We start from the raw sequence: 25,160 nt of genomic DNA, 5'->3' as shown, positions 1-25,160 counted from the left end.
GTCGGGCAGCTCCTCGGCCGTCCCCCTGGACGACGTGTGGCCGACAGGAGCGCCGGCGCCGGGCACCAGGGTCCGGGCGCTCCGTGACCCGGCGTGGGACGGGCCGCGGCAGGCGGAGTTCCCGGGCAGCATCGATGCCGTGGGCGCGCCGGAGCCCGTCAGCAGCGCACAAGCGAGGGCCGGGTGAGCCGGCGTACTGGGCCGGCTTCGACGAGCCGCAGTACGACAGCAGCGGTGGCGGCCCGTTCCGGAGGGCCCGGATCCGGGCCCGTCACCCGCGCCCGGAGCCGACGCCGGAGGGGTGACCAGGGCGTCGCCGGCCCGCGTCCGCCGCGAGGAGCCGGAAAGGAAGCCGAGGTCAGCGGAGTGCCGCCGCCACCAGCCCGCGGATCTCCTGCACGGACACGCTTCCGCCGCCGACCAGGCGATCGAAGACCAGTCCGTCCACGCACGTCAGCAGCGTGACGGTACGGGCGTCGACGTCCACGACGCCTTGCGCGGCCAGGAAGTCGTGCACGACCTGCCGGCCCGCGTCCCCCCGGGGCACGAGGATCTCGCGCAGTTCGGGGTGATGGACGCTCTCGATGGCGCACGCGTAGCGCGCGAGAGAGCGCCGCCGTCCGTCTCCCGTCAGCCGCTGCTCGACGAAGGCGGCGATCCCGGCCACCAGTTCCTCCGCGTTCCGGGGTGCCTGCGTCCGCTCCCCGGCACGGGCGCCCGCGCAGCTCCGGGACGCCCGAGCAGGAGACCGAGGCACGCACCGGGCCCCGTGGGACCGGACGTTTCAAGACCGACGCCTACGCCTACTTCCATCTGGTCATGGCTGCGCTGCCGTACCTCGGTGAGGGCGATGCGACTATGACTTTCCCGCCTCGGACGCGGATTCGAGTGACACCACCGGGGAAGTCATCGCCGTGACCGGTGGCGAGACGGACACCCGCTGAGCGAGCGGTGAATCCGGTGGGGGTGGCGATATTGGCTCGGCCCGGCAGGCGGACGGCCCGGCGGCCGGTAGGCCGAGCCGGTCCACCGGGCACCCGCCGCGCGGCGGCGCGACGGAACACGGCCGGAGGCGCCGTATTCCTCGTACTGATGGTCGACTCCGTGGTGAACGGGCTTTTCATCCCGTTGTCCATGGTCTACCTGTCGGCGAGCTCCGGAGCGTCGCTGGTGCGGGTGGGCACGCTCCTGACCCTGGCCGGAGTGCTGTCCCTGCCCCTGCCGCTGTGGATCGGCAGCCTGGTCGACCGGCTCGGGCCCAAGCCGATCGTACTGGTGGCGCAACTGCTCCAGGCCGCCGGTTTCCTGGGGTACCTGATGGTCCGCAACGGCGCCGCGGTACTCCTCGCCGCGACCGTCACGTCGCTCGGACAGCGGGCCTTCTGGTCCTCCGCCTTCACCCTCGTCAGCAACATGTCCGACCGTGATCCGGGCGGCCGCTCCCGCGAGCGGTGGTTCGGCGTCATCGGCTCGTTGCGCGCGGCGGGTTACGGCATCGGGGCCGTCGTCGCGGGCGTGGCCATGTCGGCGAAGTCGGGCCTGGTGTACCGAGGGGCGATCGGCGCCTGTGCCGGTCTGCTGGCGGCGGCCGCCCTGCTGCTCGGACGGGCGGTACCGCGCAGCGCCACTCTGCCGGTCGGCCCCGGCCCCGGCCCCGAGGAGCAGACGGGCGTGGAGCTGGGCAGTCGCGGTTACCGGGTGCTTTGGGCCGACCGCCCCTACCTGGCGCTCGTGGCGCTGAACACGGCGTTCGCACTGTGCAACGTCATGCTGAGCATCGCCCTCCCACCGTTCGTCGAGCGCCGTCTGCCGTCCATGACCTGGGCGGTCGGTCCGCTGCTGGCGATGAACACGGTCGTCCAGGCCGTGCTCCAGACCTCGGTCGTCCGCGTGATCCGGCCGCTGCTACGGCACATGTCGTTGTGCCTGGCCGGTGTTCTGTGGGCCTTGTGGGCGTGCCTGACAGCGGGCCCGCTCTGGATGCCGAGGGCGCTGTGGGTCCCTTGCCTCACCGTGGCCGTGCTCTGCTACTCGGCGGCTCAGCTCGTCCATTCCCCCGTGTCGAACGCGCTGTCCGCGGATGCCGCGCCCGCGGACGTCCGGGGGCGTTACATCGCTGTCTTCCAGTACTCCTTCGCGATCGCGACAGTCGTCGCCCCACTGCTGTTCTCCGCCTTGTTCGAGGTGTCGAGTGCGGCTCCCTGGTACGTCATCGCCGCGCTCGCCCTTCTCACGGTCCCGGGCATGCTCGCGCTGGCCCCGCGCCTGCCGCGCGACGCGCGAGTATGGCGGCCCGAACCCCGGGTAGACGGGTCGGCGTAACCCACGTGATCGCGGGAGAAGGGGAAGACACCTGATGCTCATGGCACACCCTGCCGTCCTCCAGAACCTCATCGAGCAGTACGACGTGCTGCGCCTGCTGCACGCCGAAGAAGGCAGCCCGGAGGTACAGCGGCGGATGGACGACATCGCGTACAGCCTCTGTGTGGCCACGGGCACCCGCGACATCGACGCCGCTCTCATCGCCGCGCGCCACCGGCTGCCCGGCGCGCGCCCGCAGGACGACTCCCTCCTTCCCACCTGAGCGGGGCGCTCGGGCGTCGCCGCTCGGGAAGACCGAGGCCCTCGGCCAACCGGCCGCACGACGCCCGTTCGTCCGGGTCAACAACCGAGGCTCCGCTCCGGGCGTCGCGCGCTTCAGCGGTCCCCGGCCTGTGATCATGAGCGCTCCGTGGAATGGACCGACGAGGACCTCCGGGTAGCGGGGCCGGTGTGCCGCCGCCGTGTGGTACTCGTGGCAACGCGCTGTGGGTGATCTGGTGAGCTGGTTGACGTCGCTGCCGGCGGTGGTGCTGGTCGTGGGCGGGCTCTCGCTCGCCCTGCTGGTCGCGGTTCTGGCGCGGATCGCCGTCCGGGCGCTCGTACCGGTCGGAGAACACGACCGGGTACCGCAGATCGTCACGCCTCTGATGCCGACACTCGGCGCCGCCTTCGCGATCTTCGCCGCGCTCACCCTGGCCAGTGAAGCCGGGTATCTGCGCGCGGCGGAGGGGTTGGTGAGCGATGAGGCGGCTGCTACCTCACGCCTGGCGTGGGCGGCGACGAGTCCGCGGGTCGATGCGAAGCCGATCCATGCGGCACTGCTGGACTACTTGCAGGCCACACGTGCCAAGGAGTGGCAGGGCGCGGCTGCGGCGTCCGGTGACGACCCGGCCACCGGCAGCGCGATCGCGCGGCTGGAGCGGACCGTGCGCAGCGAGGCGGCGCGGCCCGAGCTGGGCAGTCCGACCGGTACGGAGCTGCTGGTTTCCCTGGACGCCGTCACCAGCAGCCGTCGCGCCCGCATCGCAGCCGCCTCGCGCGACGTCCCCCTGCTCTACATCCTCACGCTCGTGGTCAGCGGACTGGCCCTGATCGTGAACGCCGGCGCGCTGGTCTTCCGCAGCAGCCTGCGGACATCACTGCTCATCGCGGGCATCGCGAGCGTGGTCGGGCTGAGCCTGGCCCTGCTCTTCGCACTCAGCGCACCATGGAGCGGGCCGTTCATCGTCAGTGGGCATCCACTCGACGCCATCATCGGGGATCTGAAGTCCGGCTTCTTCGGCGGCGGGTCGTAGGCGGCGGCTCTCCGCTCACGCCCGGCTGCCACCGAGCCCGTCGCGTACGAGCCCCAGCACCTCGTCCTCGGAGAGGCCCAGGGCACGGGCCTCGGACACGAGTGAACGCACCTGCTCCAGGAGGCGGGCGCGGGCCGGGGTGCCGGCCAGCACCACCGCGCCGCGTCCGCGGCGCAGCTCGATCAGCCCTTCGTCGCGCAGACGTTGGTACCCGCGCAGGACGGTGTGGAGGTTGACGCCGAGGGACTCCGCAAGCGACCGGGCCGGCGGCAGCCGCTCGCCCGGGGCCACCTCTCCGTCGGCGACGGCCCGCCGGACGCCTGCGGCGATCTGCTCCCCGAGCGGTACGGACGATCCGGGGTCTACGCGGAACAGCACGTCAGCGCGCCTCTCGCCGGGCGATCAGAGTGTTGAGCAGGGCGGCCGCGGTGGCCGCGTCGTCGACGGTCACGGCGAACTCCCGCCCACCGGCCCGGCGTACGACGAGCGCCGGGCCGGAGCGGAGGATCACGCCCGAGGCGCCGGGCCGTATCCGGTAGCCCCAGCCGCCGAAATCACCGATGGCATGGACGTCCCGGTGCGATGCGTGGGTCATCGCGTCCAGCGGTAGGCGGATCCGGGGCCAGGGGAGTCGCCCCGGCGTCACCGTCAGCCCTTGGCGGCCCACGGTGACGTGCAGCCGGGCGAAGCAGAGGCTGAGCAGGCCGCCCAACAGCAGCGGACAGCCGACGAGCAACCCCGTGAAGGGGATGAGGGCGAAGGCCCCGGCCGTCAGCGCCAGGCCCGTGATGCCGAGCGGCCAGGAGCCCGTCCCGCGTGCCCAGGCGGCCAGTTCACCGTCGGCCAGATCGAGGCGCGTGTCCTGTGCGGATGCCGGGGCCGGTTCAACGGGTGGGAGGGTACGGGCGGCCAGCCCACCGGCCCCGGCGCACGCCGCCGCCACCCCGAGCGCGATCGCCAGATGCCAAGGCGGGAGCCGGACGGCGGAGGCATCGCCGTGCACCCCGTGGTTCACCAGCTGTACGGAGACGAAGACCGAGCCCATCAGCCCGGCGACCGCGTACGCGGTCACGAGGAGCCAGACGCTCCGCGTCCTGGCCCGGGCCAGGAGCACAGCCAAGATCCCGGCGATCACGGTGAGCAGCACCGCACTCACCGTGATGAACACACCGCTACCGGTGAATCCGTCCGCTTCTCCGGCAGGGGTGAAGTGCGTCGCCATCCGGTCGGGCAGACGGCGCCGCGCCATGGTGAACAGGGCGAGGTCGACGGCCAGCGCGCAGCCGTAGGGGAGGGCGGCGATCAACGAGACTCGGGCGGAGCGCTTCACAAGGACTCTCCTGGCAGTCGCAGTTGTTTGCAACATACTAGAACAAGTAGCCGTAGTTGCACCCGCTCCTCATTCTCTGACTATAGTCAGAGAATGGATGCGGGACAGATCGACCAGGTGCGGCGCTTCAACCGCACCGTCACCGAACGCGTGGGTGTGCTCCACGACCACTACCTGGGTCGTGACCGTGCGGTGGGGGAGGCGCGGCTGCTCTGGGAGATCGGCGAGCAGGGCCAGGACGTGCGGCGCCTGCGTGAGCGTCTCGGGCTCGACTCCGGGTACGTCAGCCGACTGCTGCGCTCCCTCGAAAGGGACGGCCTGGTGACGGTCGAGCCTCAGCGCCAGGACAAACGGGTGCGCACCGTGCGGCTCACCGCCGAAGGCCGAGCGGAGCGCACCCTGCTCGACGGCCGCAGCGACGAGCTGGCCGGTTCTCTGCTCAGGCCGCTCAACAGCGAACAGCGCGCCCGACTGGTCTCGGCCATGGCCGAGGTCGACCGCTTGCTGACCGCGGCGACGGTCACTCTGGAGGTCGTCGACCCCGACCACCCCGACGCCCGGAGCTGCCTGTTCTCCTACTTCGCCGAGCTGCAGGAGCGCCTCGACACCGGCTTCGATCCGGCGCGCAGTCTGCTGCCCGACGCGGGTGAACTCCGGCCGCCGCGCGGCCTGTTCCTGCTCGCGCGACTGCACGGCGAACCCGTCGGCTGTGGGGGTCTGAAGCTGCCGCCGGGGGCTCCGGCAGAGATCAAGCGCATGTGGGTCGCGCCCCGGGCCAGACGACTGGGCCTCGGCCGCCGGTTCCTGACCGAACTCCAGGCGCGGGCCGCCGAGCACGGCTGCGAGGCGCTGCGCCTGGACACCAACAAGGCGCTCGGCGCCGCGATCGGCCTCTACCGTTCCTTCGGCTTCCGGGAGGTCCCCGCCTTCAACGACGAACCGTACGCCCACCACTGGTTCGAGAAGCGGATGACCGCGTCGCCGCCTCGGAAGACGCCCGGGGCGACGGAGGCCGGCGAGATCGATCCCGCGTAGCTGATCGGGTCGTCCGCCTCACGAAGCTGTGACCAAAGCCCCGCCGACGTCAGAGTCGGAACACCCTCGTCACCTGCTCGGCGAGATCGTCTTCCGTCATCGTGGTCTCGACCTGCACGGCGTGCAGTCCGAGACGCGAGGTTTCCTCGTGAAGGCGCCTCGTGAACATGTGATCGCGTTCGGCGATATTGCGGTCGGCCTTCGCCGGATCGCTGGTCCTCCACACGAATCCCTCCCCGGGCACGCTTCGACTGCGGAGGGCGGTCCGGCGGAAGTCAGGGGTGGGAAGGAGCCAGACGGCGTGCTCAGGAGCAGTGAGCAGAGGCTTCACGAGGTGGGGCAGCAGCCGGAAGCCCTCGACGATGACGCATGGTTGCTGCGGCAGGCGAAGAAGGTCCTCGATGATCAGGCCGAAGCCCTCGCCCCGGAACCAGTGGAATGTCTCCAGCATGACGTGCGGAGGCCGGCTCACCCATCGGTCGTCCATGTCCATGGCCATGAACTCGTGCAGAAAGGGCGCCTGCTCGGGCGTGGTCCGCCCGGCATGGTCCCGCATCACGTCGTCGGTGGAGTACAGCCGCCACCCATGGCGGTCGGCGAGCCGACGGGCGATCGTCGATTTGCCCGCGCCGCTCCCGCCGCCGATCCAGTAGACGTGCCGTAGCCGTGCCGCAAGCCCAGCGGCGCCGGTCTCCTCTTCAGACTGTCCGGGCTGCATTCCACTCCCATCCGACGGGACAAACGTACAGGCAGGGCCATAGGGGGATTGACGGTGCCTTCGCCGGCCCGATGGATGAACCTGTCGGCGCACCCCGCCCGAGCGACGCCGCGCAGACCACGGCCGGTCCGCGGCTCATGGCCGCCGACCCGGCACGGCAGACCACGACGCCCGACTGGAGATCGGCGCGCCCGCATCGTCGGAGCCCACCTGGCCGACTTGGTGTCCGCCGTCCGGCCACGCGCACAACGGCGCGCGTCGTCGATCATGCGGAGGTGGGAGACCTTTGTGAAGGTCGTCAAATAGCCTCTGCTCTACGCCCGTTGACTGTGTGGCTGCTGATACGATCATTCCACTTTTAGTGGGCTGACGGCGCGTCATACACGCGTACGCGGAACAGTCTCTAGGGCCCCATCGCGAAGGAGTAACTGTTGGTCCGCCGGCGGTCCGCGACCCCATGGGGTCGGAGATGCCCCGGGGTCCCGTTAACGGTCAGGCTCCCGACGCGAGGCGACTTGAAGAGAGTCTCATGACGTCATTGATCGATGATCCACTCCTGTGGATCTTGCTTGTCGTGCTCATCGCTGCATCCTTCGCAGTGGTACGGGCGCGAAGAACGAACATCAAACTCCGTGCACACAACAGCAGTCTGCAGTCCAACCTCACGTTGGCGCAGGCTCAGAACGGCCAGATGCAGGCGGCTCATGCCGGCCAGAGCGCCCGGCACGCGAACGAGCTGGAGGAGGTGCGCCGGGACGCCGAGTCGGCCACCAAGGCCACCGTGAAGTCGGCGGCGGGAACGCTCTCCACCCTCGCCGAGGAACTGCTGGCCACACTCGACGGCCTGCAGCAGAAGTACGGCGACGACAACGAGGTGCTCGCCGACCTGATGAAGGTCGACCACATGGGCAACCAGTTCGCCCGCCGTACCAAGGGCATCTCGGTTCTGTGCGGCGGCTGGCTGGGCCGGCGCGAGCACAACGCCACCGTGTACGACGTCGCCCGCAGCGCCCAGGGCCGCATCCGTGACTTCGGGCGCGTCACCGTCCACTCACAGGCCAACGTCTCCATCACGAGCAAAGCGGTGGAGCCCGTGGCCATGGTGCTGGCCGAACTGCTGGACAACGCGACCAAGTACAGCGCCCCCGGCACCCCCGTCGAGATCAACATCCAGTCCGTTCCCACGGGCGTGTGCCTGATCGTGGACGACGCCGGTCTGGGACTCGACCCCGAGACCGAGGCGCGGGCCATGAGCCTGCTGTCCGCGAAGGGCCCCGTGGACATCACGAGCCTGGGCGAGCCGCCCAAGTTCGGCTTCGCCGTGTGCGGCATGCTCGCCGCCCGCTACGGGTTCTTCGTCTCGGTCGACAAGGTCTCTCCCTACGGCGGCGTGCGGGCCGTCCTGCGCGTGCCCGAGAACCTCCTGACAGCAGATGCCCCGGAGCCCCAGCCGGCCGAGCACGACAGTTTCTACGAAGCACCCGTGATCCCGGCACCGGCCCCCGTGCGCGGACCGTCGCTCGTCGTCGGGCGCACCACCGGCGGTCTGCCCCGGCGCAGGCGCCGGGCCGTCGCCGAGCAGCCGGCCACCAGGCAGGCACCCGAGCCGGTGGAGCACAGCGAGGAAACGGCGACGCGCATCGGGGCTTTCGCGCGCGGAACACAGCTCGGGCGGGCATCGGACATCGAGGAAGGAAACCAGTGAATCCCGACCTGTCGTGGGTGATGGATGACGTGCTCGAGGTGCGCGGGGCCCGCCACGCCATCCTGGTCTCGGCCGACGGACTGCTGATGCAACGCTCCAGGGAGATCCTGCGCGACGACGCCGAGCGGAACGCCGCCGCCATGAGCTCCATCCAGTCCCTGTGCCGGAGCGTCGCGCCCTTCGTCGGCGCCGGCAAGGGCGTCTGGAAGCAGACGCTGATCGAGTTCGACGGTGGATGGATCTTCCTCATCGCCGGGGGCAGCGGCTCCTACCTGGCCGTCTCGGCAGCGCTGGACGTCGACATGGAGGCGATGTCGATGCGCATGCAGAAGACCGCGAGCGCCATGAAGAGCGGGCTGAGCGCCACGCCCCGCCTCAACTCCGGTGCTGACGCATGACCAGGCCCGGCGAGGACGCTCCGGTCACCAGCGACTTCGTCCGCTCCTACGTCATCACCGGCGGCCGCCGTCTTCCGGCTGAGGACCGGCTGGCGCTCCACACACTGGTCCAACTGGCTCCCGGCCGGAACCTGCCGCTCGGAGCCGGCCCCGAAGTGCGGGCCATCTGGGACCTGTGCGCCGGCGGTTACCTCTCCGTCGCCGAGGTCGCCGGCCATCTGGGGCTGCCGGTCGGTGTGACCCGCCTGTTGCTGACCGATTTATCCGAACAGGGCCATCTCCTGCAGCGGGCCGCACCGGCTCGCGCCCAGCACGTCGACAGAGCGATCCTCCTGGAGGTCCTGCATGGACTGGAAAACCTCAACATCGGCTGAGCCCAGGGCGAACGGCTCCATCTACGTCTCGGACGAGGTGCGCACCGCTGCGAAGATCCTGGTCGTGGGGCATTTCGCCGTGGGCAAGACGACTTTCATCGGGTCCCTGTCGGAGATCACGCCCCTGCGCACCGAGGAGAAGATGACGAAGGCGTCCCTGCACGTCGACGACCTGCAGGGGGCACCGGACAAGGTGACCACCACGGTCGCCCTCGACTTCGGCCGCCTGACCCTGAGCAACGAACTGGTCCTGTACCTGTTCGGCACACCCGGTCAGCAGCGCTTCGTCCAGCTGTGGGAGGACATGGCCCGCGGCGCACTCGGCACCCTTCTCCTGGTCGACCCCGCACGTCTGGAGGAGTCGTTCCCCGTGATCGACCTGATCGAGAAGTACGGCCTCGACTACGCGATCGCCGTCAACACCTTCGAGCAGGGCAAGCACTTCGACGCCGAGGAGATCCGCGAGGCCCTCGACCTGCTCCCCGACACACCCGTCATCCACTGCGACGCCCGCGACCAGCAATCCTCCGCGCAGGCTCTGATCACCCTGGTCCGCCATCTGCTCGACCGCGCAGCCTGACCCGCCATCTTCGGCCCGGACCCAGCCGTCCGGGCCTGCAAAGGACTCTGACATGGACGTTTACAGCACGGGCGCCTCCCACCCGGCCAGATGCCCGATGTACGACGGCACCTTCGCGGCCGATCCGCAGAAGGTCTACGACCAGATCAGGGAGCACGGCCCGGCCGGTCCGGTCGAACTCGCTCCCGGTGTCGACGCCACGCTGATCGTCGGCCACGAGATGGCCCTGCGGGTGCTGCAGAACACCTCTCTCTTCGCGCGCGACGCACGCCGCTGGGCCGCGCTCAACGAAGGACGCGTCCCGCTCGACAGCCCCGTCCTGGCCATGATGGGCTACCGGCCCAACTGCCTGTTCACCGACGGCGCCGTACACCTGCGGCTGCGCAAGGCGGTCACCGAGAGCCTCGACCGCCTCAACGTCACGCGGATCCGCCGCGACGTCGAACCGATCGCCGCCTACCTCATCGACAAGTTCAGCGAGCGCGGCCAGGCGGATCTGATCCACGACTACGCGAAGCTGCTTCCGCTGCTGCTGTTCAACAAGCTCTTCGGCTGCCCGGCCGACATCGGTGACACCGTCACCAGTGCGATGTCCGCACTCTTCGACGGCCGGGACGCCCTGCGCGCCAACGACGACCTCACCGCCGCCCTCATGGAGCTGATCAGTCTCAAGCGCCGCGAGCCGGGCGACGACATGACCTCATGGCTCATCCAGCATCCCGCCGGGCTCAACGACGAGGAGCTCAAGGACCAGTTGGTGATGCTGATGGGGGCGGGCGTGGAACCCGAACGCAACCTCATCGCCAACGCGCTGCTCCGGCTTCTTACGCAGGGGGGCGGCGACGGGCGCAGTATGCAGATCGACGAAGCACTCGACCACGTGCTGCTGAACGACCCGCCGATCGCCAACTACGCCACCCACTACCCGTTGCGCGACGTCGACCTCGGGGGCCTGGTGGCTGAGGCGAACAGTCCCGTCGTCATCAGCTTCGCCGGCGCCAACCGCGACCTGGCCCTCACCACAGCGGACCAGGGCGACAGCAGGGGAGCCCACCTCTCCTGGGGGGCCGGGCCGCACGCCTGCCCGGCCCGGGGCGCCGCCCAGGTCGTCGCGAGCACGGCCATCGAACAGCTCCTCAACGCGCTGCCCGACGTCTCCCTCGCGGTGCCCGCGCACGAACTGCAGTGGCGGCCCGGCCCCTTCCACCGGGCCCTGGCCGACCTGCCCGTCACGTTCAGCCCGACTCCGGCGACCCGCATGGCGGCGGCACTTCCGCCCGCCGCCCGGCATCCCGCGCCGCAGACCGCGCGAGTGCCCGAAACCCCCGCGGCCACTGCCCAGACGTCGGCGAGGAAGGGAATCTGGAAGCAGTTCCTCGATCTGTTCCGCGTGTGACGCGCTGCACCGAAAGTGACCAGAGCAACACAGGCGGGTGCATGACAAGGGAGTGGTGAAGGGTAGATTCCGCCGGTAACCGGTAACGCCCAGCCAAGAGGAGCTCCGCGTGACCGTCGTCGGCGACACAACCGGCACCACCCTCGACCGCAGAGCCGTCATCTCCCTCATCCGGCGCCTGCGATCCCCTGAGGGACAGAGCAACCCACAACCCGTGTGGCACCAGCTCCGCGCCCTCGGTGATGTCGTCCCCGCCCCGTGGGGCGGCTACCTGGCCACCGGGTACGACGTCTGCAACCAGGTCCTGCGCGGCAGGACCTGGCTCGCCCCGGACCTCGCCTGGCAAGCACGCCAGCCCAACGCCGAACGCTGGCAGACACCCGCGACACAGGCCATCAGCCGGGCCCTGTTCCGGCTCAACCCGCCCACGCACACACAGCAACGCCGCAGCCTGGGCAATGCCTTCGACCGCACTTCACTCGCTGCCCTGGCGCCCGGTGTCTCCGCGCAGGCCAAACGGCTCGTCGACGAACTGGCCGAGCGAATACGCCGCGACGGTGAGGCCGACTTCGTCACCATCGTCGGTGACCCGTTACCGGTCCTCACCGTCGGCGAATGGCTCGGCATCCCCGCCCGCCACCACGCGCACGTCCTCGACTTCACTCACCGCCAGGTCCATTCCCAGGAGCTGCTGCCCACGAAGAGCGAGCTCGACGTCTCCGCCCAGGCGACCGCCGAGATGCGGGAGTTCTTCACCGGCCTCATCCGGGAACGCCGCGCGGCCCCCGGCAACGATGTCGTCTCCGGCTGGATCCGCCACTGGGACGAGCAGTTCCCGGACGATCCGGCAGCCGCGGACGAGACCGTCTACGACCTGACCATGTTCATCACGATCGCCTCCCTGGAGAACTCGGCGACCCTGCTCGCCAACGCCGTCTGGTTCCTCGGCCAAGACGCAGACCAGTGGCGGTGGCTGCGCCGGCACCCCGAGCATGTCGACGGCGCGATAGAAGAAGCCCTGCGGTACGACCCGCCCATCCACCTCAACACCCGGATCGCCGCCGAGGACACCGTGCTGGCCGGCACACCGATCGCCAAGGACCAGATGGTCCACGTGATGTACGGCGCGGCGGCCCACGATCCACGGCGCAACGAGAACCCGGAGCGCTTCGACATCCTGCGCAAGGGCTCGCACATGACCTTCGGCGGAGGTGCCCACTACTGCATCGGCGCCGCGCTCGCCCGCCTCGAGGCCCGCACGCTCCTCACCGAACTCCTCGGCCGCTTCGAGACGTTGCGCCCGGTGTCCGCACCCACCTACGCTCCCCGGATGGTCTTCCGGAGAGTGACCTCCCTGAAGGTAAGCACATGACGAACTCCCCGGAACTCGAGACACAACTGGAGCTGAAGACACTGCGTGTGCGTCGGCGGGGGCCCGTCCTGACGATCGAGCTCAACACCCCCGACCAGGGCAACGCCGTCACCGACGCCATGCTGGAGGACCTCCAGTCGGTGCTGGACCGGCAGGAACCGCACATCCAGGTGGTCGTGCTGGCCGGAGCCGGTCAGGACTTCTGCCTCGGCGGGGACCGCACCGAGTACACCGAGCACCTGGGCCTCGACCCCGGCGGCAGCGGCATCCGGGCGTCCGGGCACCGCGCCCGCCGCGTCTGTGACAGCCTCACGGGCAACCCCGCGGTCACCATCGCCCGCATCCAAGGCAAGGCGATCGGCGCCGGCCTCGCCCTCGCCCTCGCCTGCGACCTGCGCGTCAGCACCGACACGGCGACCTTCCGGCTGCCCGAGCTCGCCCTCGGCCTGCCCACCGCATGGGGCGGCCTTCTGCCCCGCCTCCTCAGCGAAGTCGGCGCCGCCCGCGCCCGCGAACTCATACTGACGGGCCGTTCCTTCGACGCCGAGGAGGCCCTTTCCCTGTCGCTCCTGCAGAAAGTGGCCCCTGCGCCCCAACTCGACTCCGCGGTCGAAGCATGGGTCAAGCCCATCATCCGCCGGCCGGCGACCGCGCTGCGCGTCACGAAGGCGATGCTCAACTCCTACGCGGCCGCCGCCCGCCTCACCGACTCCTCAACCCTGGACCCAGAGCTGATGGCAGCCGCACTGATCGAGACGCGGCAGGTCCACCGGCTGTCGGACTGACATGCGTGACGGCCGCGCCGCCGGCCGCCGCCCGGCTCATGACTGAAGATGCGCCGCCCGCGAGCCCCTCGGGCCGCGGCCGGCGCATGCCACCGTCACCGGAGGTCGGTGCGGAACGAACATGAACGAGCGGCACGTTCGCCGACGCCCCTGCCACGGGAGAGCGCGTCGAGACGGCCGCGCTCACTCTCCGTCGAGAGAGCTCCCCGGCGCCAGGACGTGGTCCACGTCGGCCGGCCGCAGGTCCGGTGAACCGGTGGCCGGACGGCACAGCGATGTGGCCACGAACGTGTTGATGGCAGCGTCGATGGGGCCCGCGGGCACGGTGCCGTCCGCTCCGAGCTTGTCGTACTTCGACAGGTTGTAGCCGAGGGCCATCTGACGTCGGCCGTCCTGGCTCGAGATCGCCAGTGTCTCGGCGCCGAACACCGCGCCCGTGTGGCCCCAGAACGTACCGCAGCCCCAGTCGTACCGCATGAGCGCCAGGCCGTAGTGGCCGACCACGTTGCCCTGGGAATCGGTCATCGGAACCGTCTTCTTCATCTCGGCGAGCTCGGCGGCCGGGATCAGCCGGCCCGTGAACAGCGCCCGGTAGAAGCGGTCGAGGTCCGCCATGGTGGAGACGACCGCGCCGGCGGTTCCCACCCAGGACATGTCGTAGACGCTGTAGTCGCGCGGCGGGTCGATCAGTCCGTAGAAGGACTCGTACAGCTTGGCATGCGGACCCTTGATGCGCGGGCCGGTGGGGAAGTAGGTGTGCCGCAGCGCGGCCCGGCGGATGACGTGGCGGGTGATGTACCGCTCGGGGTCCTCACCGGTGAGCTTGCCGAGCAGCAGACCCGCGATGATGTAGTTCGTGTTGGAGTACGACCAATGCTCGCCGGGCTCTCCGGTCGGCGGAGCCTGCACCCCCATCCGGACGAGCTGCTCGGGGGAGATGTGCCGGAAGCGGAACTCGTCGAGGCTGCTCGTGTCCAGCGTCTGCAACGAGGGGAACGCATAGGGGACGTAGTCCCCGATACCGCTGGTGTGGTTCAGCACCATGCGCACGGTGATCCGGTCGCCGCGCCGACCGGGGACCAGGCCGGGAAGGTAGCGGGACAGGGGTGCGTCCAGGTCGAGGCGTCCCGCGGCGACCTGCTGGAGCAGGGCGACGGCGGTCATCGACTTGGAGATGCTGCCGATCCGGTGCTCCATGCCCGGTGTCGCGGGACGGCCGGTGTCCCGGTCGGCGACACCGGTGGCGCCGCGCCACACGCCGTCACCGTCCCGCACGGCCGCGTAGGCGCCGTACATGCCCGCGGTGTGGATGGCGTTCAACGCGTCGGTCAGGCGTGCCCGGTCCGGGGCCGACCGGTGCGAAGCGGCCGGGGTGGCGGTGGAACGGGTCGCTGCCTGCGCCTGGGGGAGCAGAGCGGCCGAAGGGACGACAAGGGCGGCGGCACAGGCCACGGCGACTGTCCATCCCCGCCTCGCCGGGGCCGGACGTCCTGGGTACCGACGGCTTAAGAGCATGGTTGTCTGCACAGCCTCTCTGCGTACGGGAGCGGGAAGATCTGCAGGGTGATCTTCGCCGGGGCCGCGCCGAGGGGCATCATGCACGCGAAGGATCGGCCGTACTACCGGCGGATGAGAGGAATTCGGTCACCGAAGACGCCGCTGACCGGCGGCGCCGCCGCTTCCTACACCCGTTCGCTTCGGCCCTGCAGAGCCGAGCGCATGAAGCGGCAGCGCTCCATGGACCGGGGACGCATCCACAGGACCCAGCCGCAGAGCCCGACCACACAGAATGTGAAGATGAGCGGAAAGGTCAACGAGTCGGAGGCCACCCCCAGGGCGAGCATGCCGGCCGCGACCAGGCCCAGGAAGCCCAGCCAGTAGGGCAGCCACCGGCCCCCACGCTCCATCCGCCCCAGTTGCTCGGCGACCAGCCGGCGCATCGCCGCCTGCTCCTCGGGATCGCTCGGCACCTCACGGCGCCGGATCTTCACGTTGAGCTCGGCGACTCCTCGCGGGTCGGTGCCGACCGCGCGGCTGATCCGTCGGCGCTGCACGGCCGTGAACGAGACGGCGAGGGCGGTGTAGAGCACGCCGTGCAGCAACCACGACACCGGATGCCCGTCCCGGCGGATCAGCGCGGTGACCCCCACCACCATCAGCAAGACCAGGACCGCGTGGGCGGTGAGACTGTGATCGAACCAGCGCCTCAAGGCGTGCACGGCACGTACCTCCCGCGAGTGTCGGCATACCGCTGTCGCTTCCCGGATACCCCGCCAGGACTGGCCTATCGGCGACATCCGGATCCCCAAGTAACCCGGCCGGTAAGGGTGTTGCGAACAGCGGCAGCGTCCGGCCCGTTTCGCCGGTTGCGGCGAGGGCGTGGTCGGCACCGGAACGTGATGGTGCACAGCCGCTGGGCGACTGCCGCCACGCCGGGCTGTGCGCGGCGCGGTGCGGTGCGGGTCAGGAGGTCACGCCGGCCAGGGCGAGGAATTCGCTGCGGGAGCGGGCATCGGAACGCAGCAGGCCCAGCAGCGTGGAGGTCATGGTGCTGGAACCCGTGGCCTGCACCCCGCGCAGTGTCATGCAGGAGTGCTCGGCCTCGATCACCACACCGACGCCCTTGGGTTCCAGGTGGGTCTGCAGCCAGTGGGCGACCTGTTTCGTCAGGCGTTCCTGCACCTGAGGGCGGCACGCGAAGTGTTCGACCACACGGGCCAGCTTGGACAGGCCCAGGATGCGTGCGCCCGGCAGGTAGCCGATATGGGCGGTGCCGACGAATTCTGCTCGCCCCCGGCACCACCGATCAGGACGGGCGCACGGCCGCGGAGAGCTGAGTCGCCGCACGTGACGCATCCTCGGGGTGGCGGGTTGGAGCGCCGCCAACGCCCACGCGTAGCAGCCGGGCACGGACCGGGCCGAGTTCCTCGACGCCGTCGCGACCGCATGGGCGGAGCTCGACCCCGACGTGGAAGCACCGCTCGCCGGTGGCCGACGCCGGACCGACGCGCGGCTCGCACACCCGTGATCAGTCGAGCGCGGTGCCCGTCTCCTCGGCCAGCGTCCGCAGGAGGCGGTCCTGGAACGCCTCGTCGTGGACGGCACGGTGCGGCTGCAGCTGCCGGCGGTGGTACCAGTACCCGCCGGTCGTCAGGGCCTGACGGTCGTGGCCGACGGCCAGCCATTCCTGGGTCTCATGGCCAAGCTCGAGATCGTCCGGGGCGTCGGGGCCGCCCATCCTGGTCGGCACCCAGCCCGGATCCACCGCGTTGCTCAGCACCCCGGGGCGCAGCCGCGCCACCGCGGCCGCGAGCGTCGTCACGAACAGCTTGCTGTCGGAGTACGACCCCGCGCTCCGGCCCCGCCAGTCGACCCCGTCGAGCGAGGGACGCCCGCCGAAGTGCGAACTGCTGCTGAGGTACACCAGCCGCCGCGGCTCCCGCAGCAGTGCTGTGAGCAGGTACGGCGCGATGACATTGACCGGCATCACCGCAGGTCCGCTCCACACGCCGGCGTTGTGGACGACCGCGTCGAGCGGCCCCGCGTCACGCAGCTCGGCGGCGAGGCGGCGTACGGCGTCACGCTGAGCGAAGTCGCCCACGACGATGTCCGCTCCTCGCTCGACGAGCGGGTCGAGGCTCGCGGCGCGCTGCTCGTTCCGGGCGTGCACCACGACCTCGTGCCCCGCGGACAGCAGTGACTGCGCCGCGGCACGTCCGAGGCCGTCGGCGGAACCGGTCACCAGGATCCGGCTCAAGACGGCGTCCCCGACGGGCCGCCACCGGTGGCGCACATGGCTGCTCCTCGCATGTGGTCGTCTCCTGAAGTCCTTCAGCCGGCGGAATGCCGTGTGGGTGAACCGGCCTCTTCGGTGGCCGCCCAGGAGGCCAGCAGGCGGAGGCCCTCTTCGGAGGGCGAGCCGGGTTCGGCGGTGTACACGGTCAGGGTGAGACCGGGTTCGGCCGCCATCTCCAGGCCCTCGAAGGCGAGGGTGAGGTCGCCGACGGCCGGGTGGTGGAACCGTTTGACGCCGGTTCCGTGGTGGCGGACGTTGTGGGATCCCCAGCGGGTGCGGAACTCCTCGCTCCGGGTGGACAGTTCGCCGACGAGGTCGTGCAGGTCCTTGTCGTGGGGGTTGCGGCCGGCCTCGGTGCGCAGGATGGCCACCGCCATGTCGGCGAAGAGCTCCCAGTCGGGATGGAACCGGCGGGAGAGGGGGTCGAGGAAGTTGAAACGGGCGAGATTCGCGTGGTTGTGGGGGCCGGCGTAGACGTCGGCGTAGAAGGCGCGGGCGAGCTGGTTGGCGGCGAGCAGGTCCAGCCGGCCGTTGCGGACGAAGGCGGGCCCCGCGGTGATCGCGTCAAGGGTCCACTGCAGACTGCGATGCGGTGTCCACTGCCGCGTGGTACGGCGCCGCGGGCGGGTGAGGACGTCGGATCCGTCGGCGGCCTGGGCCAGATGAAGCAGATAGGCACGTTCGGCATCGTCCAGCTGCAGGGCACGGGCGACGGCCTCGAGGACGGACGGGGAGACGCCGGGGAGGTTGCCCCGCTCCAGTTTCGCGTAGTACTCGACGCTCATGTCGGCCAAGGCGGCGACCTCGCTCCTGCGCAGCCCGGGCACGCGGCGCCGGGAACCGGCGGGCAGCCCGGCCCGCTCCGGAGTGATCTTCGCCCGCCGCGAGGTGAGGAACTCGCGGACCTCGTCACGGTTGTCCACACCTCGACCGTACGGCCTGCTCGCCGCGGGAGGGATGTACTGGCAGTACACCTTTCACCGGTAACTCGTTGCCCAGGAGGAAAACCGGTTACCTGAAGAGGCGTGGCACTTCTCGGCCGCGGCGCACATGTCGCCACACGCCGGTCGTGCCCGCCCGGGAGGCAAGGGCAGCGGAGCGTCGCCCTTCCATGCCCGGTACGCAACCGCACACGGGCACGAGCGGCCCGACCCTCAGCACGTAAGGAATTCCCTCATGCGCGGAGCAGTGATCCACGCCCCCGGCGATGTGCGTTTCGAGACTCTCGGCGATCCGAAGATCCTCAAGCCGACCGATGCGATCATCCGCACGGCGGTCACCTGTGTGTGCGGCTCCGACCTGTGGCCCTGGCGTGGCCTGGACTCGACCGACGAGGCTCACCCGATGGGGCACGAGTACGTCGGCTTCGTGGAGGAGGTCGGAGCCGGGGTCACCGCGGTCAAGCCCGGCCAGTTCGTCGTCGGCTCCTTCGCCACCTCGGACAACACCTGCGCCAACTGCCTGGCCGGCTTCCAGTCCAACTGCGTGGACCGCGAGTTCATGAGCACCTGCCAGGCCGAGTACATCCGCATACCCAACGCCCAGGGCACGCTGGTCGCCACCGACGAGGTGCCGGGCGAGGAGTTCTGGCCCGGCCTGCTGGCCGTCTCCGACGTGATGGGCACGGGCTGGTGGGCCGCCGACGCCGCCGAGGTCGAGCCCGGCTCCACGGCCGTGGTGGTCGGCGACGGAGCGGTCGGACTGTGCGCGGTGATCGCGGCGAAGGAGAGGGGCGCGGAGCGGATCATCGTCATGAGCCGCCACGAGAGCCGCCAGAAGCTCGCCCGGGAGTTCGGTGCCACCCACATCGTCACCGAACGTGGCGAGGAGGGTGTCGCGCGGATCAAGGACCTCACCGACGGGATCGGCGCCGATGCGGTGCTGGAATGCGTCGGCACCGCCCAGGCCATGCAGCAGGCCCTGCACGCGGCGCGGCCGGGCGGCGGCGTCGGCTTCGTCGGCGTCCCCCACGGGGTGCAGGTCGACGGCCAGGAGCTGTTCTTCTCCCACGTCGGCCTGCGCGGCGGCCCCGCCCCCGTGCGCCGCTACCTGCCCGATCTGATCGACCGCGTCCTGACCGGTCGCATCGACCCCGGCAAGGTCTTCGACCTCACCCTGCCCCTGGAGCAGGTCGCCGAGGGCTACAAGGCGATGGACGAGCGGCGCGCCATCAAGGCGCTGCTGAAGCCCTGACCCGAGAGGGGGAAACGACCTTGCAGATCACCCGAAGCTCGATCGACACCGTCAAGGGCCCTGCCGACTGGTTCACGGGCGACGTCTACATCGACGCCGTCGCCGCCGCGCCCGAGCCGTCCCGTGTCACCGCCAACCTGGTGCACTTCATGCCCGGCGCGCGCACCCACTGGCACCGCCACCCGCTGAGCCAGACCGTCTTCGTCACCGAGGGAGTCGGCCTGTGCCAGCGCCGGGGCGGACCGGTCGAGGTCATCCGTCCCGGTGACCGCGTCCTGTTCGAGGCCGACGAGGAACACTGGCACGGCGCAGCGCCGAACCGGCTGATGGTCCACCTGGCCATCAACGAGAGCGACTCCGACCACGACGTCGTGCACTGGCTGACCCCCGTCACCGACGAGGAGTACGCCGCCGCCCCGGCCGTCGACCGACCCCTTTGAGGCGGTACGTCGGCACCTGCCGTGGCGAAGGGATCCATCGGGCCGGGCACTCGGGGCCCGGAGCGTTGGTGAAAGGTCCATGACCACCCTCTCGAGCATCTCGGGGCAGGTGAGAGGATGTCCCGCATGGATGTTCGCCGGAGGAACAATGTGACGGTCACGGGTCCCGCCGACGCGCCGGTGGTGGTTCTGGCGCATGGGTTCGGCTGTGATCAGAACATGTGGCGCCTGATCGTGCCGACGCTGGCCGAGCGGTATCGCGTGGTGCTGTTCGACTACGTCGGCTCCGGCGGGTCCGACCTCTCCGCCTGGAGCCAGGAGCGGTACTCCTCGCTCGACGGTTACGCCCAGGACGTGACCGAGGTCTGTGCCGCGCTGGACCTGAAGCGGGCGGTGTTCGTGGGGCACTCGGTCAGCGCCATGATCGGGGTGCTGGCGGCGCAGGCCGCGCCGGAGCGGATCGGATCCCTGGTGATGGTGGCCCCCTCGCCGTGCTACATCGACGACGACGGCTATCGCGGCGGCTTCACCGCGGAGGACATCGACGAGCTGCTGGCCTCTCTGGAGTCGAACTACCTCGGCTGGTCCTCCGCCATGGCCCTGGTGATCATGGGCAACCCGGAACGGCCGGAGCTGGGGCAGGAGCTGACCAACAGCTTCTGCGCCACCGACCCCGACATCGCCCGCGTCTTCGCCCGCACCACCTTCCTGTCCGACAGCCGGAACGATCTGAAGAGCGTGAGCGTGCCGACCCTGGTGCTGGAGTGCTCTCAGGACGCCATCGCTCCGCGTGAGGTCGGCGCCTACGTGCACGCCGCGATCCCCTCCTCCCGCCTGGTCACCCTCGCCGCCACCGGGCACTGCCCCCAGCTGAGCGCTCCGGAAGCCACCGCCGAGGCGATCATCGACTTCCTGCAGAGCTGGTCGTGATGTGTCGCACGGACGGCTTGCCCGAGCCGTCCGAGACAGGCGACGACGAGGCCATGGACGCGGCGTTCACCGCTCTTTTGGAGGACAGCGTCGAAGAACTGTACGAGTCGGCTCCGTGTGGCTACCTGTCCACACTCATGGACGGCACCATCGCCAAGATCAACACCACGCTGCTGCACTGGCTGGGCCTGGAACGCTCGGCCGTGGTGGGACGCAAGCGCTTCGTGGATCTGCTGACCGTCGGCGGAAAGCTGTACCACGAGACGCACTTCGCGCCGCTGCTGCGCATGCAGGGCGAACTCCGCGGCATCGCCCTGGAGATGAAGAACGCCCAGGGCGGCCGCCTGCCGGTGCTGGTCTCCTCCGTCGTCAAGCACGGCAGCGAGGGCGAACCCCTGCTCATCCGCACCACCGTCTTCGACGCCGCAGACCGGCGCGCGTACGAGGAGGAACTGCTACGCCGCCGTCAGGACGCCGAACGGGCCCGCGCCGAAGCCGAACGGGCCCGCGCGGAGGCGGAGCAGGCCCGTCGGCAGGCCGAGGCCGACCGGCAACGACTGGCCGACGCGCTCGCCGTACTGCAGAAGTCCCTTCTGCCCGACACCCTGCCGAAGCTGCCCGGGCTGGAAACGGCCGTCTACTACCACACGGCATCTCCCGACCAACTGGGCGGCGACTTCTACGACCTGTTCCCCATCGACGGCGAGCGCTGGGCCTTCTTCCTCGGCGACGTGTGCGGCAAGGGTCCCCAGGCCGCCGCCCTGACCTCCCTGACCCGCTACACCCTGCGTGCCGCCGCCCACCACGACCCCGAGCCCGACGCCGCGCTGACCACGCTGAACGCCGTCCTGCACGAGCGGTACACGGCCGGCGGCAACCCGCGTTACTGCACTTGCATATTCGGCATCCTCGACCCTGGCGCGGACGGCAGCATGACGGTCCGCCTCGGCTCCGGCGGCCACCCGCCGGCGCTCATCCTCCGGGCCGACGGTCAGGCCCATTTCCTGCCCACCCCAGGGGGCCTGCTCGTCGGCGCCCTGCCCAAGGCCCCGTTCGCCACCGTCACAACCACCCTGGCCCCCGGTGACACCCTGCTGCTCTACAGCGACGGCCTCACCGAAGCCCGCACCGGCCCGACCCGCGACAGCCTCTACGGAGAAGAGGCCCTTCTCGTCTTTGCCGCCGCCCAGGCGCCCGCCGCTCCCCAGGCGGTGATCACCGCACTGACCGAGCTGCTGGACGGCTTCGGCGACGGACTCAACGACGACACCGCACTGCTCGCCCTCGGCGTCCCCGCAACCCAGTCCGACAACCGCCCGGCAACGAATCACCCACGATGACCCCGCTGCACATCACCCACCACGACGCCGTCGACGGCCCCGTCCTGCGGGTGGCCGGCGAACTCGACTACGAGCAGGCCGCCGCGCTGCGACGTCAGGTCGAGTCCCTGGCCCTGGAGCCCGGCCAGGTCCTGAACCTCGATCTGTCCGATCTGCAGTTCTGCGACTCCACCGGCATCACCGCCCTGCTCGCCGCACGCCAGCACGCCCAGGCCGCCGACGGCGACATCGTGCTGACCGCTGTTCCGCCCACGCTCCTGCGTGTCCTCGCCATGGTCGGTCTCGACCAGATCTTCACTCTGCGCGACGGCGGTGAGCCGCCTCCGCCCGTCGTCTGACACGCTCACCGGCCGGTGACGTCCACCGGCCGACCGCTCGCGGTGCCCCGCCCGCAGCGGGCCCGGTCCGGGGTTGGTGCAAACCGGCTGTCCTGTGGGACGCTGAGGGCTGACCAGCCTGGTTTGGTGAGAGGCCCCGCGCCGCCCTTGAGGTCACTTCGGTGACCGGGACGCGGTACGGGTGGCTTGCTCGACCATGCGTGGCCCTAGCCGCGCGCTTGATGCCTCAGGCCACGGGGCGTTATGGGCTCGACCCCGGAATAGAGGGGCGAACCATGACCGATTTCGCCGTGCTCACTCAGCAGTACGCCGACCGCACCGTGATCACCGTAGCCGGAGAGATAGATCTCGGCTCCTGTCCCGAACTCGTACGGGCCACTCTGGCCACCCCGCTCGGCGGAAGGACGCTGCAGGTGGACGTCTCGGGAGTGCCTTTCATGGACTCCAGCGGCCTGAACCTGCTGCTGCAGCTGCGCCGACGCCTCCTTGACGAAGGGGGCCGGCTCCTCGTCACCGGCCTGCAGCACCAGCCGGCACGTCTGCTGCACCTGACCGAAACCTACGATCTGCTGGCCACGGGCTCCGACGGCATGGCGGTCGGCTTCCCCCTGCCCGCGGGCTGACCGGGCTGCGGCTTTCCTGCGCTCCGTGACCGCCCCGCCCATGACCTGGGCGGGGCGGTCACGGCTGCAGGGCGTCGCGGAGGGTGGGATGGCAGTCGATGATCGTGTCGAGTTCCACGATGCGCAGGGTGCGCATGACGGATTCGGGTGCCCCCGCCAGGCGGAGCCAGCCGTGCTGCCCGGACGTGGCCCGGCGGGCGGTGACGAGCAGGTTGATGCCGGCGGAGTCCATGAAGGTGACCTGCCGCATGTCGATCACCACACGCGGCGGGGAACCCAGGCGGGAGATGTCCAGGGCCTGGCGCAGAGGCTGGGCGGTGTCGTGGTCGATCTCGCCGGCCACGGTCAGCACGCGAATGCCGTCGGTGATGGTGGACACGACCGACAGACGGTAGGGCTCATACGCTTTGTCGGAGTCCGCCACGCTTCCCCTCGGCACTGTCGGAGATACTTACGGACCGGTTCTCCCGGCAGGCTGACCCGCATACTACGGGGTCGAAGGGCCTGGGCGGGGCGGGTCGGGCAGGCCGGACAGGTGTGGGGTGCGAGCCGGCGGGTAGCTGCCGGGGGTGAAGGGTGAGGGCGGCCTTTGTGGAATCAGTGCCTGTGGGTGACGACGGTGCCACGCCGGAGGCTGAGCCGGTCCGGGCCACGGTAGCCCTGCAGGGTGACGGTGGCTGCATCGCGGAGGCTCGTGAGGCGGCGGCCCGATTCCTGGCCCGGGTGCAGGCGGAGCACGGGCTGGCGGTGTCGGCCCGTGCCACGGATCTGACCCGGCTGGTGGTGAGCGAGCTGGTCACCAACGCCCGCAAGTACGCGCCGGGCCCGGTGCTGATGGAGCTGGCGATCGCCGGGGGCCTGGTCGAGGTGACGGTGTGGGACGGCGATCCGGCGCTGCCGGTGGCGCGGGCGGCGGACCCGGGCCGGGTGGGGCAGCACGGCCTGGAGATCGTGATGGCCGTCACCCAGGGCTTCGAGGTGGTGCGGGAACCGGTGGGCAAACGCATCACCGCCCGCATCGCCCTGCCGGACGCACCCGACGACGGCATCGCCGGATACGGCCGGCGGCACCCGTGAGGACATCGCTGCCCGGCGGCACGCGTCAGGGCGCGGTTCGGCTGAGCGTGTCGATGGCCTCGCGCAGCCATTCCCGCTCCGCCGTCCCGGTGGCCCGGGCGACGCGCAGCATGCGCTCGCCATGGCTGTGCAGTGCACGGCCCTCGTGGTGCTGCTGCGACGGGCCCGGACCAAGGAGGAGGCCGGGATCGCTCTGGTGCGGGCCGGCTGAGGCGCACGGCAAGGCCGCTGCTGCCGGCGAAACCAAGTAGTCATCGGGGCCGGTTCCCCATACGTTCTCCGGCATGGCTGACGAATGCTTCGGGCACCCCCGGCTCGCCGCGATCTACGATCCGCTCGACCCCGACCGCAGCGATCTCGACGCCTACCTCGAGATGGCGGAGGAGTTCGGGGCGCGCCACGTGCTGGACATCGGCTGCGGCACAGGAGTGTTCGCACTTCTCCTGGCCGACCGCGGGATCGAGGCCGTCGGTGTCGATCCCGCGTCGGCGTCCATCGACGTCGCACGGGCCAAACCGGGCAGCGAGCGAGTGCGTTGGGTCCGCGGTGACGCCGCGGATCTACCGCCGCTGCAGGTCGACCTGGTGACGATGACGGCGAATGTCGCCCAGGCCATCGTCGATCCTGGGACGTGGCAGAAGACGCTGCGGGGAGCCTACGAGGCACTGCGGCCCGGTGGACATCTCGTCTTCGAGACCCGGGATCCGGCCCGACGGGCTTGGGAGGAGTGGACCCGCGAGATCTCCCACCGCGTGACAGAGGTTCCGGGCGTCGGCTCCGTCGAGAGCTGGGTCCAACTGGTCCGCAAGAGCCTGCCCCTGGTGACCTTCCGCTGGACCTTCGTGTTCGCCGCGGACGGACAGGTACTGACCTCGGATTCGACGCTGCGTTTCCGGGAGCGGGAAGAGGTCGAGCGGGACTTGGTCACGCACGGCTACGAGGTGGAGGGCATTCGCGACGCGCCCGACCGGCCGGGACAGGAGTTCGTCTTCGTGGCACGACGTCCGTGACCGCTCGGCGCCCTAGGGGGTGTCTTGTGGATCACGCCGGGGTCGCGGGGTCTGGCACGCACTCCCCCACTCTCGACTTCGCTCGAGCGGGAGGGGCCCCCAC

General features: G+C 70.4%; 27 protein-coding genes and 2 pseudogenes. 19 read left to right on the top strand and 10 right to left on the bottom strand.

Annotation, left to right across the window (positions count from 1 at the left end; all coding sequences use genetic code 11):
- Positions 1 to 358 precede the first annotated feature (358 nt).
- Positions 359 to 706 (bottom strand): annotated as a pseudogene (locus ACFY0F_RS37190) (TetR family transcriptional regulator C-terminal domain-containing protein); the annotation flags it as partial.
- A 215-nt stretch (positions 707 to 921) separates the two neighbouring features.
- On the opposite strand from ACFY0F_RS37190, the gene ACFY0F_RS37185 reads away from it, so the two are divergent.
- From ACFY0F_RS37185 to ACFY0F_RS37175, 3 genes are all read left to right on the top strand, one after another.
- Complete coding sequence (locus ACFY0F_RS37185; protein ID WP_388804902.1) at positions 922 to 2,322, top strand: MFS transporter; 1,401 nt, start codon at positions 922 to 924, stop codon at positions 2,320 to 2,322.
- 34 nt (positions 2,323 to 2,356) lie between these two features.
- The gene (locus tag ACFY0F_RS37180; protein ID WP_388804899.1) at positions 2,357 to 2,584 is read left to right on the top strand and encodes a DUF5133 domain-containing protein; all 228 of its coding nucleotides are present in this window, start codon (positions 2,357 to 2,359) and stop codon (positions 2,582 to 2,584) included.
- Between the two features lie 235 nt (positions 2,585 to 2,819).
- Positions 2,820 to 3,617 carry a hypothetical protein gene (locus tag ACFY0F_RS37175; RefSeq protein ID WP_388804897.1) on the top strand — a complete coding sequence of 266 codons (798 nt, stop codon included), beginning with the start codon at positions 2,820 to 2,822 and terminating at the stop codon, positions 3,615 to 3,617.
- 15 nt (positions 3,618 to 3,632) lie between these two features.
- Here the strand turns inward: ACFY0F_RS37175 and ACFY0F_RS37170 are convergent, their stop codons facing one another.
- Both ACFY0F_RS37170 and ACFY0F_RS37165 read right to left on the bottom strand, forming a co-directional pair.
- Positions 3,633 to 3,995: a GntR family transcriptional regulator gene (locus tag ACFY0F_RS37170; protein WP_388804894.1), complete on the bottom strand. Its 363-nt coding sequence runs from the start codon at positions 3,993 to 3,995 to the stop codon at positions 3,633 to 3,635.
- A 1-nt stretch (position 3,996) separates the two neighbouring features.
- Positions 3,997 to 4,947, bottom strand: a complete 951-nt coding sequence (locus ACFY0F_RS37165) for a DUF1648 domain-containing protein (RefSeq protein ID WP_388804891.1) — start codon at positions 4,945 to 4,947, stop codon at positions 3,997 to 3,999.
- A 93-nt stretch (positions 4,948 to 5,040) separates the two neighbouring features.
- Here ACFY0F_RS37165 and ACFY0F_RS37160 point away from each other — a divergent pair, with 93 nt between their 5' ends.
- The gene (locus tag ACFY0F_RS37160; RefSeq protein WP_388804888.1) at positions 5,041 to 5,982 is read left to right on the top strand and encodes a GNAT family N-acetyltransferase; all 942 of its coding nucleotides are present in this window, start codon (positions 5,041 to 5,043) and stop codon (positions 5,980 to 5,982) included.
- Positions 5,983 to 6,031: 49 nt separating this feature from the next.
- On the opposite strand, the gene ACFY0F_RS37155 is transcribed toward ACFY0F_RS37160, so the two are convergent.
- A complete protein-coding gene (locus tag ACFY0F_RS37155; RefSeq protein WP_388804885.1) occupies positions 6,032 to 6,700 on the bottom strand; it encodes a shikimate kinase in 669 nt (222 codons plus the stop codon).
- Positions 6,701 to 7,229: 529 nt separating this feature from the next.
- Here ACFY0F_RS37155 and ACFY0F_RS37150 point away from each other — a divergent pair.
- From ACFY0F_RS37150 to ACFY0F_RS37120, 7 genes are all read left to right on the top strand, one after another.
- Complete coding sequence (locus ACFY0F_RS37150; RefSeq protein ID WP_388804883.1) at positions 7,230 to 8,405, top strand: ATP-binding protein; 1,176 nt, start codon at positions 7,230 to 7,232, stop codon at positions 8,403 to 8,405.
- A complete protein-coding gene (locus ACFY0F_RS37145) occupies positions 8,402 to 8,803 on the top strand; it encodes a roadblock/LC7 domain-containing protein (protein ID WP_388804880.1) in 402 nt (133 codons plus the stop codon). Before ACFY0F_RS37150 ends, ACFY0F_RS37145 begins: the two co-directional genes overlap by 4 nt.
- Positions 8,800 to 9,177: a DUF742 domain-containing protein gene (locus ACFY0F_RS37140; protein WP_388804877.1), complete on the top strand. Its 378-nt coding sequence runs from the start codon at positions 8,800 to 8,802 to the stop codon at positions 9,175 to 9,177. Before ACFY0F_RS37145 ends, ACFY0F_RS37140 begins: the two co-directional genes overlap by 4 nt.
- A complete protein-coding gene (locus ACFY0F_RS37135; protein WP_388804874.1) occupies positions 9,149 to 9,757 on the top strand; it encodes an ATP/GTP-binding protein in 609 nt (202 codons plus the stop codon). The genes ACFY0F_RS37140 and ACFY0F_RS37135 overlap by 29 nt, the downstream gene beginning before the upstream one ends.
- 52 nt (positions 9,758 to 9,809) lie before the next feature.
- The gene (locus ACFY0F_RS37130) at positions 9,810 to 11,153 is read left to right on the top strand and encodes a cytochrome P450 (RefSeq protein WP_388804871.1); all 1,344 of its coding nucleotides are present in this window, start codon (positions 9,810 to 9,812) and stop codon (positions 11,151 to 11,153) included.
- Positions 11,154 to 11,262: 109 nt separating this feature from the next.
- On the top strand, positions 11,263 to 12,525 hold the full coding sequence (locus ACFY0F_RS37125) for a cytochrome P450 (protein WP_388804868.1): 1,263 nt from the start codon (positions 11,263 to 11,265) through the stop codon (positions 12,523 to 12,525).
- Positions 12,522 to 13,310, top strand: coding sequence for an enoyl-CoA hydratase/isomerase family protein (locus ACFY0F_RS37120; protein WP_388804865.1), 789 nt, complete (start codon positions 12,522 to 12,524; stop codon positions 13,308 to 13,310). Before ACFY0F_RS37125 ends, ACFY0F_RS37120 begins: the two co-directional genes overlap by 4 nt.
- A gap of 183 nt (positions 13,311 to 13,493) precedes the next feature.
- On the opposite strand, the gene ACFY0F_RS37115 is transcribed toward ACFY0F_RS37120, so the two are convergent.
- The 5 genes and pseudogenes from ACFY0F_RS37115 to ACFY0F_RS37095 form a co-directional block, all read right to left on the bottom strand.
- Positions 13,494 to 14,762: a serine hydrolase domain-containing protein gene (locus tag ACFY0F_RS37115; protein WP_388804862.1), complete on the bottom strand. Its 1,269-nt coding sequence runs from the start codon at positions 14,760 to 14,762 to the stop codon at positions 13,494 to 13,496.
- 230 nt (positions 14,763 to 14,992) lie between these two features.
- Positions 14,993 to 15,529, bottom strand: a complete 537-nt coding sequence (locus ACFY0F_RS37110) for a hypothetical protein (protein WP_388804859.1) — start codon at positions 15,527 to 15,529, stop codon at positions 14,993 to 14,995.
- A gap of 244 nt (positions 15,530 to 15,773) precedes the next feature.
- Positions 15,774 to 16,091: pseudogene (folE, locus tag ACFY0F_RS37105) on the bottom strand (GTP cyclohydrolase I); the annotation flags it as partial.
- Between the two features lie 247 nt (positions 16,092 to 16,338).
- Complete coding sequence (locus ACFY0F_RS37100; protein ID WP_388804856.1) at positions 16,339 to 17,067, bottom strand: SDR family NAD(P)-dependent oxidoreductase; 729 nt, start codon at positions 17,065 to 17,067, stop codon at positions 16,339 to 16,341.
- A 74-nt stretch (positions 17,068 to 17,141) separates the two neighbouring features.
- Entirely contained in the window at positions 17,142 to 18,029 is an 888-nt protein-coding gene (locus ACFY0F_RS37095) for a helix-turn-helix transcriptional regulator (RefSeq protein ID WP_388804853.1), read from the bottom strand.
- Positions 18,030 to 18,282: 253 nt separating this feature from the next.
- Between ACFY0F_RS37095 and ACFY0F_RS37090 the strand changes: the two genes are divergently transcribed.
- The 6 genes from ACFY0F_RS37090 (at position 18,283) to ACFY0F_RS37065 (ending at position 22,970) form a co-directional block, all read left to right on the top strand.
- Positions 18,283 to 19,299, top strand: coding sequence for a zinc-dependent alcohol dehydrogenase family protein (locus ACFY0F_RS37090; protein ID WP_388804850.1), 1,017 nt, complete (start codon positions 18,283 to 18,285; stop codon positions 19,297 to 19,299).
- A 20-nt stretch (positions 19,300 to 19,319) separates the two neighbouring features.
- Positions 19,320 to 19,739, top strand: coding sequence for a cupin domain-containing protein (locus ACFY0F_RS37085; protein ID WP_388804847.1), 420 nt, complete (start codon positions 19,320 to 19,322; stop codon positions 19,737 to 19,739).
- Between the two features lie 126 nt (positions 19,740 to 19,865).
- On the top strand, positions 19,866 to 20,669 hold the full coding sequence (locus tag ACFY0F_RS37080) for an alpha/beta fold hydrolase (RefSeq protein ID WP_388804844.1): 804 nt from the start codon (positions 19,866 to 19,868) through the stop codon (positions 20,667 to 20,669).
- On the top strand, positions 20,669 to 22,009 hold the full coding sequence (locus ACFY0F_RS37075; protein ID WP_388804841.1) for a PP2C family protein-serine/threonine phosphatase: 1,341 nt from the start codon (positions 20,669 to 20,671) through the stop codon (positions 22,007 to 22,009). The genes ACFY0F_RS37080 and ACFY0F_RS37075 overlap by 1 nt, the downstream gene beginning before the upstream one ends.
- On the top strand, positions 22,006 to 22,347 hold the full coding sequence (locus ACFY0F_RS37070; RefSeq protein ID WP_388804838.1) for an STAS domain-containing protein: 342 nt from the start codon (positions 22,006 to 22,008) through the stop codon (positions 22,345 to 22,347). Before ACFY0F_RS37075 ends, ACFY0F_RS37070 begins: the two co-directional genes overlap by 4 nt.
- A gap of 275 nt (positions 22,348 to 22,622) precedes the next feature.
- Entirely contained in the window at positions 22,623 to 22,970 is a 348-nt protein-coding gene (locus ACFY0F_RS37065) for an STAS domain-containing protein (protein WP_388804835.1), read from the top strand.
- Positions 22,971 to 23,028: 58 nt separating this feature from the next.
- On the opposite strand, the gene ACFY0F_RS37060 is transcribed toward ACFY0F_RS37065, so the two are convergent.
- Entirely contained in the window at positions 23,029 to 23,349 is a 321-nt protein-coding gene (locus ACFY0F_RS37060) for an STAS domain-containing protein (RefSeq protein ID WP_388804832.1), read from the bottom strand.
- 227 nt (positions 23,350 to 23,576) lie between these two features.
- On the opposite strand from ACFY0F_RS37060, the gene ACFY0F_RS37055 reads away from it, so the two are divergent.
- Positions 23,577 to 24,047, top strand: a complete 471-nt coding sequence (locus ACFY0F_RS37055; RefSeq protein WP_388804829.1) for an ATP-binding protein — start codon at positions 23,577 to 23,579, stop codon at positions 24,045 to 24,047.
- 284 nt (positions 24,048 to 24,331) lie between these two features.
- Positions 24,332 to 25,057: a class I SAM-dependent methyltransferase gene (locus tag ACFY0F_RS37050; RefSeq protein ID WP_388804827.1), complete on the top strand. Its 726-nt coding sequence runs from the start codon at positions 24,332 to 24,334 to the stop codon at positions 25,055 to 25,057.
- Positions 25,058 to 25,160: the final 103 nt, after the last annotated feature.

The sequence above is a fragment of the Streptomyces sp. NPDC001544 genome, from assembly GCF_042894285.1.
GTDB lineage: Bacteria > Actinomycetota > Actinomycetes > Streptomycetales > Streptomycetaceae > Streptomyces.
This window is presented reverse-complemented; position numbering and strand designations above follow the sequence as displayed.

Coding starts and splice junctions, on each gene's coding strand:
- ACFY0F_RS37180 (WP_388804899.1), top strand. CDS start 2,357: ATGCTCATGGCACACCCTGCCGTCCTCCAGAACCTCATCGAGCAGTAC.
- ACFY0F_RS37160 (WP_388804888.1), top strand. CDS start 5,041: ATGGATGCGGGACAGATCGACCAGGTGCGGCGCTTCAACCGCACCGTC.
- ACFY0F_RS37155 (WP_388804885.1), bottom strand. CDS start 6,700: ATGCAGCCCGGACAGTCTGAAGAGGAGACCGGCGCCGCTGGGCTTGCG.
- ACFY0F_RS37150 (WP_388804883.1), top strand. CDS start 7,230: ATGACGTCATTGATCGATGATCCACTCCTGTGGATCTTGCTTGTCGTG.
- ACFY0F_RS37140 (WP_388804877.1), top strand. CDS start 8,800: ATGACCAGGCCCGGCGAGGACGCTCCGGTCACCAGCGACTTCGTCCGC.
- ACFY0F_RS37135 (WP_388804874.1), top strand. CDS start 9,149: ATGGACTGGAAAACCTCAACATCGGCTGAGCCCAGGGCGAACGGCTCC.
- ACFY0F_RS37130 (WP_388804871.1), top strand. CDS start 9,810: ATGGACGTTTACAGCACGGGCGCCTCCCACCCGGCCAGATGCCCGATG.
- ACFY0F_RS37120 (WP_388804865.1), top strand. CDS start 12,522: ATGACGAACTCCCCGGAACTCGAGACACAACTGGAGCTGAAGACACTG.
- ACFY0F_RS37090 (WP_388804850.1), top strand. CDS start 18,283: ATGCGCGGAGCAGTGATCCACGCCCCCGGCGATGTGCGTTTCGAGACT.
- ACFY0F_RS37080 (WP_388804844.1), top strand. CDS start 19,866: ATGGATGTTCGCCGGAGGAACAATGTGACGGTCACGGGTCCCGCCGAC.
- ACFY0F_RS37075 (WP_388804841.1), top strand. CDS start 20,669: ATGTGTCGCACGGACGGCTTGCCCGAGCCGTCCGAGACAGGCGACGAC.
- ACFY0F_RS37070 (WP_388804838.1), top strand. CDS start 22,006: ATGACCCCGCTGCACATCACCCACCACGACGCCGTCGACGGCCCCGTC.
- ACFY0F_RS37065 (WP_388804835.1), top strand. CDS start 22,623: ATGACCGATTTCGCCGTGCTCACTCAGCAGTACGCCGACCGCACCGTG.
- ACFY0F_RS37050 (WP_388804827.1), top strand. CDS start 24,332: ATGGCTGACGAATGCTTCGGGCACCCCCGGCTCGCCGCGATCTACGAT.